General features: G+C 43.7%; 15 protein-coding genes. 14 read left to right on the top strand and 1 reads right to left on the bottom strand.

All coding sequences use genetic code 11. The features are described 5' to 3' along the window. Positions 1-231: helix-turn-helix domain-containing protein (locus G470_RS0104620; RefSeq protein WP_028273810.1), on the bottom strand; the 231-nt coding region annotated here is incomplete at its 3' end. Positions 232-459: 228 nt separating this feature from the next. Between G470_RS0104620 and G470_RS0104615 the strand changes: the two genes are divergently transcribed. The 14 genes from G470_RS0104615 (at position 460) to rsmH (ending at position 9,448) form a co-directional block, all read left to right on the top strand. Continuing rightward, positions 460-705, top strand: coding sequence for a YkuJ family protein (locus G470_RS0104615; protein WP_028273809.1), 246 nt, complete (start codon positions 460-462; stop codon positions 703-705). 151 nt (positions 706-856) lie between these two features. Further along, positions 857-1,396: a YqeG family HAD IIIA-type phosphatase gene (locus G470_RS0104610; RefSeq protein ID WP_028273808.1), complete on the top strand. Its 540-nt coding sequence runs from the start codon at positions 857-859 to the stop codon at positions 1,394-1,396. Beyond that, positions 1,380-2,504: a ribosome biogenesis GTPase YqeH gene (gene yqeH, locus G470_RS0104605; protein WP_028273807.1), complete on the top strand. Its 1,125-nt coding sequence runs from the start codon at positions 1,380-1,382 to the stop codon at positions 2,502-2,504. The genes G470_RS0104610 and yqeH overlap by 17 nt, the downstream gene beginning before the upstream one ends. A gap of 25 nt (positions 2,505-2,529) precedes the next feature. After that, positions 2,530-2,838, top strand: coding sequence for a ribosome assembly RNA-binding protein YhbY (yhbY, locus tag G470_RS0104600; protein WP_028273806.1), 309 nt, complete (start codon positions 2,530-2,532; stop codon positions 2,836-2,838). Positions 2,839-2,886: 48 nt separating this feature from the next. Next, a complete protein-coding gene (locus tag G470_RS0104595) occupies positions 2,887-3,525 on the top strand; it encodes a nicotinate-nucleotide adenylyltransferase (protein WP_028273805.1) in 639 nt (212 codons plus the stop codon). Next, positions 3,518-4,138 (top strand): bis(5'-nucleosyl)-tetraphosphatase (symmetrical) YqeK, encoded by a 621-nt coding sequence (yqeK, locus tag G470_RS0104590; protein WP_035445092.1) that lies wholly within the window; start codon positions 3,518-3,520, stop codon positions 4,136-4,138. The genes G470_RS0104595 and yqeK overlap by 8 nt, the downstream gene beginning before the upstream one ends. Position 4,139: 1 nt before the next feature. Continuing rightward, positions 4,140-4,502, top strand: coding sequence for a ribosome silencing factor (gene rsfS / locus G470_RS0104585; RefSeq protein WP_028273803.1), 363 nt, complete (start codon positions 4,140-4,142; stop codon positions 4,500-4,502). After that, positions 4,499-5,230 carry a class I SAM-dependent DNA methyltransferase gene (locus G470_RS0104580; protein WP_028273802.1) on the top strand — a complete coding sequence of 244 codons (732 nt, stop codon included), beginning with the start codon at positions 4,499-4,501 and terminating at the stop codon, positions 5,228-5,230. The genes rsfS and G470_RS0104580 overlap by 4 nt, the downstream gene beginning before the upstream one ends. A 16-nt stretch (positions 5,231-5,246) precedes the next feature. Continuing rightward, a complete protein-coding gene (locus G470_RS0104575) occupies positions 5,247-6,458 on the top strand; it encodes a nucleotidyltransferase (protein ID WP_169720322.1) in 1,212 nt (403 codons plus the stop codon). Positions 6,459-6,544: 86 nt separating this feature from the next. Then, entirely contained in the window at positions 6,545-7,120 is a 576-nt protein-coding gene (locus G470_RS0104570; protein ID WP_035445090.1) for a YceD family protein, read from the top strand. Between the two features lie 50 nt (positions 7,121-7,170). Next, complete coding sequence (rpmF, locus tag G470_RS14050; RefSeq protein WP_084172082.1) at positions 7,171-7,350, top strand: 50S ribosomal protein L32; 180 nt, start codon at positions 7,171-7,173, stop codon at positions 7,348-7,350. Between the two features lie 122 nt (positions 7,351-7,472). Then, a complete protein-coding gene (locus tag G470_RS15105; protein WP_028273799.1) occupies positions 7,473-7,850 on the top strand; it encodes a DUF3397 family protein in 378 nt (125 codons plus the stop codon). A gap of 165 nt (positions 7,851-8,015) precedes the next feature. After that, a complete protein-coding gene (mraZ, locus tag G470_RS0104560; RefSeq protein WP_028273798.1) occupies positions 8,016-8,447 on the top strand; it encodes a division/cell wall cluster transcriptional repressor MraZ in 432 nt (143 codons plus the stop codon). A gap of 29 nt (positions 8,448-8,476) precedes the next feature. Beyond that, entirely contained in the window at positions 8,477-9,448 is a 972-nt protein-coding gene (gene rsmH / locus G470_RS0104555) for a 16S rRNA (cytosine(1402)-N(4))-methyltransferase RsmH (RefSeq protein ID WP_035445088.1), read from the top strand. The last annotated feature ends 11 nt before the right edge of the window (positions 9,449-9,459 follow it).

Here is a 9,459-nt window from a genome sequence, read left to right as displayed (position 1 = left end):
ATAGACCTTTTCATAGTAGTCGTAGGTCTTCCCGTTCTGCTTCTGGCGGCGGAGCTGCTGGACCGTCCCGTTTCTGACTTCGCTGTTGATCGTCTCCGGAGCCCGCCCCAACACCTGGGCAATATCGCGATTCGAGTACTTTTCCTTCTTCAGGACCGCGATCTGGCAGCGCTCGGCGTAGGAAAGGTGTTTTCCCTTGCGGGATTCTGTGTTAAGATGGGTTTGTGTCACGTGAATTCATCCTTGTCTATTGAGAGTTAGTGGTAACCTCAATATACCAGAAATTCACGTGGCGTTTTTTCTTTGGCGGTGGCTAGCTTCATTATAAAATCTGCCAAGAAAAAAACTATGAAATGAATAAAAAATTCAAAAAAAGGTGGACTTGAAACGTATCAAGCTGTTATTTTGATAGATATCTGTTAAAATAAAGTTTGTAAAGAAGGAAAGGGGCAATTCACTATGGCGTCTTCACAATTAGTGCCGATTATTCGGAGATTGGAAGCAATGCAAGAAGACAAAGGCGATGACATTCAAGTCCGCCGGTTTGAAAAAGACGGAGAAGAACGGTGTGTCGTAACTTATGACAAAAAGACTGGAACATATGAGTTAAATGACCGCCGTGCAGGCGAAACATTTCAGTTTGACAACATCGATTACATCGCTGTTGAAATTTTGGAATTGATGCAAACCACTACCTCTGCTTAACCCTCCAAAGGAGTAGTCACAACGAGTGCTCCTTTGATTCTTGGGTTTAAAATGTAGAAAGTGAAGATACACAAAAAGTCTATTATTTGAAAAAATGTTGAAGGAGTGCTGAAAAAGGTGCTCCTATTTTATTGGAATGAGGTGAGAAAAGATGCTCGAACGGTTCAAACCCACTTATATGGTAGAATCTATTTATCAAATCACGCCCGGACAATTGAAAAAGCATGGTGTGAGCGCTGTGTTGACGGATTTGGATAATACATTGATCGCATGGGATTCTCCTAAAGGGACAGAAGAGACTTTACGGTGGATTCAAACAATGCAAGAACATAATATACCGGTAGTGGTTTTGTCCAACAACCGCCGGGAACGAGTAGGAGCAATTGCTCGTGTGTTGGGCTTGGAGTTTGTGCCGCGCGCGATGAAGCCGCTCCAAAAAGGGTTCAAACAAGCCCAAAGTTTGTTGGGCTTTCCGAAAGAGGAGCTGCTCATGGTCGGCGACCAAATTATGACGGATATTACAGGCGCTAATAAAGCAGGCATTCGCAGTGTTTTAGTTAAGCCTATTGTAGATTCCGATGCGTGGAATACGCGTATGAATCGCTTCGTTGAATTGAAAATCATGAACGAGTTGATTAAGCATGACCCAGAAATGAAATGGAGGGCATCCTTGGATGAACCAGTCAAGTAATGAAGAACTACGCTGCATCGGCTGTGGAGCCGTGTTGCAGACAGAAAACAAAACGCTGTCCGGGTACCTTCCAGCATCTGTCTTGGAAAAAAACTTGGAAAGCGGGGAACTATACTGCCAACGTTGTTTCCGTCTAAGACACTACAATGAGGTGCAGGACGTGGAACTGACCGGCGATGATTTCCGCCAAATGTTGAATGAAATCGGAGAGACGAATGCATTGGTTGTCAATGTCATTGATATCTTTGATTTCAACGGCAGCTTAATCCCGGGACTTCACCGCTTCGTCGGTAACAATCCCATTGTTTTGGTGGGGAATAAAGTCGATCTTCTGCCAAAATCTTTGAAAAATAACCGAATGATTCATTGGCTTCGTCAGCGGGCTCACGAAGCAGGGCTGCGTCCCGAAGAAGTGCTGCTTACCAGCGCAGTTAAAAAACATGCGGTTCAAGAAGTGATGGACACCATTGAAAAGTTGCGCAATGGCCGCGACGTTTATGTAGTTGGTGCAACAAACGTTGGAAAGTCAACGCTGATCAACCAGATCATCAACCAGGCTACGAAAGTGGAAAACTTGATCACCACTTCTTATTTCCCGGGAACCACATTAGGGAAAATCGAGATACCGTTGGATGACGGGAGTAAATTGGTGGATACGCCAGGAATCATCCAACCCCAACAAATGGCCCATTTCTTGACGGCAAAAGATTTGAAGACCATCACACCAAGAAAAGAAATCAAGCCTAAGGTATATCAATTGAACCCGGAACAAACCCTTTTCTTCGGAGGGGTCGCGCGTTTCGATTACCTTCAAGGTGAAAGCAAGAAACCGTTTGTCTGCTATATCTCCAATGAATTGCCTATTCACCGGACGAAAGAAAGCAAAGCAGATGAATTATACGAAAAACAAAAAGGCCATCTACTCTCCCCACCGGGCGAAAATGCCATAGACAACTTCCCACCGTTGAAAAAATACGAGTTCAAAATCACTGAAAAAACAGATATTGTGTTTTCGGGATTGGGATGGGTAACCGTTGAACCAGGCGTGACCGTAGCTGGATGGGCGCCTGAAGGAGTAGACGTGCTTGCAAGAAAAGCATTGATTTAGTGAAAAAGAAAGTAGTGTGATGATGATGACTTTAACCGGCAAACAAAAAGCGTATTTGAAAAAAACAGCGCATCCGATGTCTCCGTTGTTTCAAATCGGTAAACACGGGGTAACGGAAGAGCTGATCAAACAAATAGAAGATGCTTTAGAAAAAAGAGAATTGATTAAAGTTTCTTTGTTGCAAAATACCGACGTGACAACGAAAGAAGCTGGGGAAGAGATTCAAGAAGCTACAGGAGCCGACATTGTCCAAACCATTGGAAAAGTGTTGGTATTGTATAAGAAATCTTCGAAAGAAAAAAATCAGAAGATTTCTTCAAGCCTGCCAAAATAATTGGCGGTCTTTCTTCGTGTATACATGATTGGAAGGAGGATGGTATAATTGCAGCAAAAGCCTTCAACGATTATTCATGAAGAAGTGGAAGTGGCGCCGTTGTATACGGAGTCGAAAAGAAAAGTAGGGATTCTGGGGGGGACGTTCAATCCGCCTCATATCGGACATTTGATAATCGCCGAACAAGTAAGAGATCAGTTGGGTCTTGAGGAAATTCTTTTCATCCCGGACGCCAAACCGCCGCATGCTTCAGGAAAACGAGCCATTGAAGCGGAACACCGCGTGGAAATGGTGGCAAGAGCGATTGAAGACTGGCCCGCCTTCAAATTGGATACGATTGAGATTATCCGTGGAGGTAAGAGCTATACCTATGACACAATGGTCGAGTTGAGGGAGAACCGCCCTGACACCGAATTTTATTTCATCATCGGTGCGGACATGGTCATGGATTTGCCAAATTGGTACAAGATTGATGAATTGGTAAACCTGGTCAGCTTTGTAGGCGTCAATCGGCCGGGTTATGTACGGGATTCGACATACCCGATTATTTGGGTAGATGTTCCAGACATACAAGTCAGTTCAACCGACTTGCGGAAAAAGATCTTTGCGGACTGTTCGGTGAAATTTTTGGTTCCCGATCAAGTGATTGCCTACATCAAGGAGGAGAATTTGTATCAGGATGAATGAACGATCAGAAGAGATAGTGTATTCTGTAAATTACATTACCCATACCAGAGACGAACTGATCGCCCACTTGAAAGAGGCAATCAGCTCCAAACGTGTTGAACACATACTTGGAGTGGAAAAAACAGCGGTGGAGCTGGCTGCTCAGTATGGTGAAAATGCAGAAAAAGCCAGTATCGCAGCCTTGCTTCATGATTTTGCGAAAGAACGTCCAGACGAAGAAATGCGAGATTTGATTATCAGCGAAAACATGGATTTGGAATTGCTCCAATTCGGAAACAACATTTGGCATGGACCGACGGGGGCAAGTTTGGTGCAGACTCGTTTTGGAGTCACGGACGAAGATATTTTGAATGCCATCCGCAATCATACGGTCGGAGCTCCGGAAATGCGGCTGCTGGAAAAGATTATTTACGTTGCAGACTACATCGAACCGGGAAGACATTTTCCAGGGGTGGAAGAAGCACGGAGATTAGCGTATACGGACTTAGATGCAGCTGTAGCGTATGCAACAGAACAAACACTGCGCCATCTGTTGGAAAAAAGAGCGAAAATTTATCCAAAAGCGATCGAAACATACAATAAATGGGTCGCTGGAAAAGTGAAGGGGTACTGATATGGAAGCAACACCAGAAAAAGTTTTAGAAATGGTTGTAAAGAGCGCGGATGATAAACGTGCGGAAGACATTATGGCGATGGACATGAAAGGCATTTCGGTTTTGGCAGATTATTTTGTCGTCATGCATGGCAACAATGAGCGTCAAATTGGCGCCATTGCCGATGGAATACTGGACGAATCTGAAAAAATGGGTGCAGTTGTAAAAAGAGTGGAAGGAAAAGACTCTGCCAACTGGATTCTGATTGACTTGGGAGACGTAATCGTCCACGTTTTCAGCCAGGAAGAAAGAGAATTCTACAATTTGGAAAAATTGTGGAGCGATGCTGAGAACGTCGACCTTTCTTCGATGATTGAGCTATGAACTACGCATTTTTTTCCTACGTGTACGATACGTTGATGGACGATACGCTTTATGGAAAGTGGCTGGAATATACCAATCGTCACCTTGAAAAAAGCGGACAGCGTGTGTTGGAGCTTGCATGTGGAACCGGAGAACTTGCCATTCGCTTGCAACAATCCGGATACCAAGTGACAGGCTTGGATTTGTCTGATGAGATGTTGTCGCTGGCTATGAACCGTCAATTGGATGCAGGAGTTCGCTTCCCATTGATTCAAGGAGACATGCGTCAATTGGAAGAAGTAGGAAGCTTTGATGCGGTTACTTGTTTTTCAGATTCTTTGTGCTATATGAGAGATGAAAACGAAGTGCTGAAAGTTTTCAAAAGTGTTTACCGTATTTTAGAAGAAGATGGATGGTTTCTTTTTGATGTTCATTCTATTCACAAAATAGATAACCTCTTCCCAGGGTATATGTACAACGCAGAATTGGAGGATGTAGTATTCCTCTGGACTAGTTATGCTGGGGAAGAACCGCATACTATCGAACATGATTTGAGCTTTTTCATTGAGGAAGAAGACGGACGGTACCGGAGATACGATGAAACTCATCGCGAACGAACTTATCCGATTCCTATGTACACCAATTTACTGAAGCAAGCAGGATTCCAACACGTGAATGTGACTGGAGAATTCGGACTTTCGGATATAGAAGATACTACAGAAAGATGGTTCTTTGCTTGTAAAAAATAAACAGGAGACTTCACTAGTGAGAGAAAAGGGCGAACAATTGACTGCGTGTGGAATAGTTGCTGAATACAATCCTTTTCATAATGGGCATCTCTTGCACATGAATCAAGCGCGAGCAAAGAGTGGGGCCGATGTCATCGTAGTGGTGATGAGCGGGAATTTCCTTCAAAGAGGAGAACCGGCATTGGTCGATAAGTGGAAACGGACTGCCATGGCATTGGCAGGCGGTGCCGATCTGGTTGTTGAACTGCCTACAGTTTTTGCGGTTCAACCGGCTGATTACTTTGCCAAAGGTGCGGTTGCCACGCTCCAAGCGTTAAATTGTTCCAGCATGAGCTTTGGAACAGAGAATGGAACAGATAAGGACTTTGAACAAGCGGGACGTTGGTATCATGAGCACGCCACTCATATTGATGCGTACATGAAAAAAACAAAAAATGCCGGGGCATCTTATCCGGTGCAAATGGCTCAAGCGATGGAATCGTTTAGTCCATCATTCACATTCGACTTGTCTTCCCCAAATAACCAACTGGGATTCGCTTATGCGAGAGAAAATGCTTCATACCCTCATCCAATGGCCCTGCATACTGTACTTCGAAAAGGAAGCCAGTATCATGACACTAAGTTGGGGGACGGAGCAATTGCAAGTGCCACCGCTATTCGACAAGCGTTGTTTGATTCTGCAGATGAATACGCACTCGATTCCGTGTCTTCGTTTCTTCCTCCTAGTACCTTTCATCTTTTACAGCACGCTTCATTAGCTGGGTGGGAAGATTTTTGGACTTTGTTGCAGTATCAACTCACAGTCCGCCCAACAGAAGAGTTGCGGAATATTTATCAAATGTCAGAAGGAATCGAGCATCGGCTCAAAAAAGAGGCTTTTGAAAGCCGTTCATTTCATGAATTTGTCACACGTGTAAAAACAAAAAGATATACATGGACGCGGCTGCAGCGACTGGCTGTCTATACGCTTTTGCAGCTCACCGATGATGCGGTGAAAGACGAATTTTCTTCTTTGCGGGCGGTTCGTGTGTTGGGCTTTACGCCTAAAGGGCAGCAATACTTGAACCAACAAAAGAATCAGATGACAGTTCCACTAATTACAAATATAAACAAGAAGAATCAAACCTTGGTCAAAACTGATATTTTATCAGGAAAAGTATACCGTCTGCATCAATTTGATAAAGTGGAAACGCAGGACTTTTTCCGACAGCCCATTCGATATAGTTGAAAAAACTGTTGAAATGTAAAGTAAATTTCATTGACAAAGGTTTTATTCATTAGTATAATTACTTTTGTTGTTTAGGGGTGAAAACAATGAAAGCAGCATGGTCTTTAAATGAACTGAAGCGATACGCGGATGAACCGCTGTATCTTTCAGGCGATGTTGATTTAGAACAGGAATTAATGGAACGAACCGGGGATGTCTTGAAGGCCTCCCCGATCCATTGCGAAGGTTATTTATCGGTTGATGAAGAAGAGTATCTGTTGAGCTTGAAGCTGAAGGGTACACTTACGTTGCCTTCTGCCCGCTCACTGAAACCGGTGGAGCAGGAGATGGAAGTCTCATTGACAGAAATTTATCTGCCGCCTGAATCTTCCCATAAAACAGACGAATACGGCAAAGATGAAGTAGTCATTGTACTGGAAGAAGATCGATTGGACATTCGTCCTGCGATAATAGATTCTATTCTGATTGCCATACCTGCGCAAGTCTTCACGGAAGAAGAATTGGAGAGCGGAGAGATGCCAAGCGGGAACGACTGGGAAGTGGTCAGCGAAGAGGATCACCAATCCAGTGTCCGAAAACGTTTGGATGAAGAAGGAGATTCACGTTTTTCTGCTCTGAAATCATTGTTTTCCGACCAAAATGAAACTGAAGAGGACAAATGATCCTCGATTAAATTGGGGTGTACCCAATGACCTTTAAGGAGGTGTAGCAAATGGCGGTACCAAAAAGAAGAACATCTACAGCTAAAAAAGCAAAACGTCGTACACACTACAAGTTGGAAGCTCCAAACATGAGCGCTTGCCCTAACTGTGGTGAAATGAAACGGAGCCACCGCGTGTGCCCATCTTGCGGACATTACGCAGGAAAAGACGTTGTAAGCAACGAAGCTTAATTAACGAGTCAAGCTTTGAAAAACACTTTTGGGAGCATGCCCCAAAAGTGTTTTTTGCTTTAAGTGGAAAAAGTCAGACGGTTTGTAGTATACTTTTGTGCGAATGAAGGAGGAGGGATGAGATGCACAGTGGAATAGGCTACATAATCAAAATGGGGATACTGTTTTTACTCCCGTTTTTAATATTGCTCCTCTTTAAACATCCTGTTAATCGACATTTCCGGAGAAGGAAAAAGTCGATTCGGATAGTTGATTTGGTTGTGCCGTATTTTATAGTTGGGATCCATATCTTCAGCCGGGCTTATTCAGGGCATACCTGGCTCCCGTATTTTTTGCTTCTCATCTTTTCTCTCGGTATAATCTTGACATTGGTCTTTGTGTTCAAATTAAACAAATTAGAGTATGGCCACTTCTTCAGAGTGTGGTGGCGATTTATTTTTTTATGCTCCATCATTCTCTTTGTAGCGACGGGAACATTGTTCTTCATCTCACTCATTTAAAAATAGAAGCAGGCGTCCGCCGACCGACAACGGTGGCGAACGCAAGTTCCCTTTAGAACCGCTGTTGGAAGCGGTTCTTTTTTTGTATTTTTTTCCGAGGAAAGGTGGTGGAAAGTGGGGGGATGTGGTAGACTGATTACATAGAGTGGCGGGAGGAGGATATCCATGCTGTTAGGAGAATACAAACATTCCATCGATACCAAAGGTCGTCTCATCATTCCTGCAAAATTCAGGGAAGATTTGGGAGAGCGATTTATCGTTACACGAGGACTGGATGGATGCTTGTTTGGATATCCTATGGAAGAATGGACCGCACTCAAAGAAAAATTAAAGCAACTTCCTCTAGCAAAAAAAGAATCCAGGGCGTTCACGCGCTTTTTTTATTCTGCAGCGACAGAATGCGAATTGGATAAACAAGGAAGAATAAATATTCCGCAACCGCTTCGGACGCATGCCGGTTTGGAAAAAAACTGTTATGTCATCGGCGTTTCAGATCGCTTTGAAATATGGAGCGAAGAACGATGGGACGAGTTCTCACAAGAAGCCGGAGAAACATTTGATGAAATTGCGGAAAACATGATTGATTTTGGATTTTAACTTGGAAGAAGAAAATAGAGGCGAGAAAATTGGGAATTTTTGAACATGAAACAGTTTTGTTGAATGAAGCAACAGACGGATTAAATATTAAGGCAGACGGCATTTATGTTGATTGCACTTTGGGAGGCGCAGGGCACAGTGAACACATCGCTTCCCAATTGAAGGAAGGCGGACGTTTAATAGCCTTTGACCAAGACATAACGGCTTTGGAGCACGCAAAACAACAACTTGAACCGTATATTGAAAAAGGCGTCGTCCAATTCGTTCAATCAAATTTCAGAAATTTAAAAGTGGAACTGGAACGTTTAGGGATTCATCAGGTAGATGGCATCCTGTACGATTTAGGGGTTTCTTCCCCGCAATTAGATGAAGCATCCAGAGGGTTCAGTTACCATAAAGATGCACCTCTGGACATGCGGATGGATCAAACGCAACCCCTCACGGCAAAAGACATCGTCAATGAGTGGGACTATTCCGACTTGGTTCGCATTTTCTTCCGTTACGGTGAAGAGAAGTTTTCCAAACAAGTGGCAAGGAAAATTGAAGAAACGCGAAGCCAACAAGAAATTGAAACCACTCAGGAATTGGTGGACATTATTAAAGACGCCATTCCTGCGCCTGCGAGAAGAAAAGGCGGGCATCCCGCAAAACGAATTTTCCAAGCGTTACGCATTGCTGTAAACGACGAGCTGGGTGCTTTGGAAGAATCATTGGAACAAGCGGTCCAATTGATCAAACCGTATGGAAGAATCAGTGTGATCACCTTCCACTCATTGGAAGATCGCATTGTCAAAACAATATTCAAAGAATACTCAAGTGTTCCCGAAGTTCCACGCGGACTTCCATTGCTGCCCGAACAGATGGAGCAGCCATTGTTGAAGCTGGTCAATCGTAAACCAATTGCTCCCTCAAAAGAAGAAGTTGAACGGAACAACCGGGCGCGCAGCGCAAAATTAAGAATTGTTGAAAAAAATCCGGTTGACGAAAAAAAGAACAGATAAGAAGACTAGAT

The sequence above is a fragment of the Atopococcus tabaci DSM 17538 genome, assembly GCF_000429585.1.
Lineage (GTDB): Bacteria > Bacillota > Bacilli > Lactobacillales > Carnobacteriaceae_A > Atopococcus > Atopococcus tabaci.
This window is presented reverse-complemented; position numbering and strand designations above follow the sequence as displayed.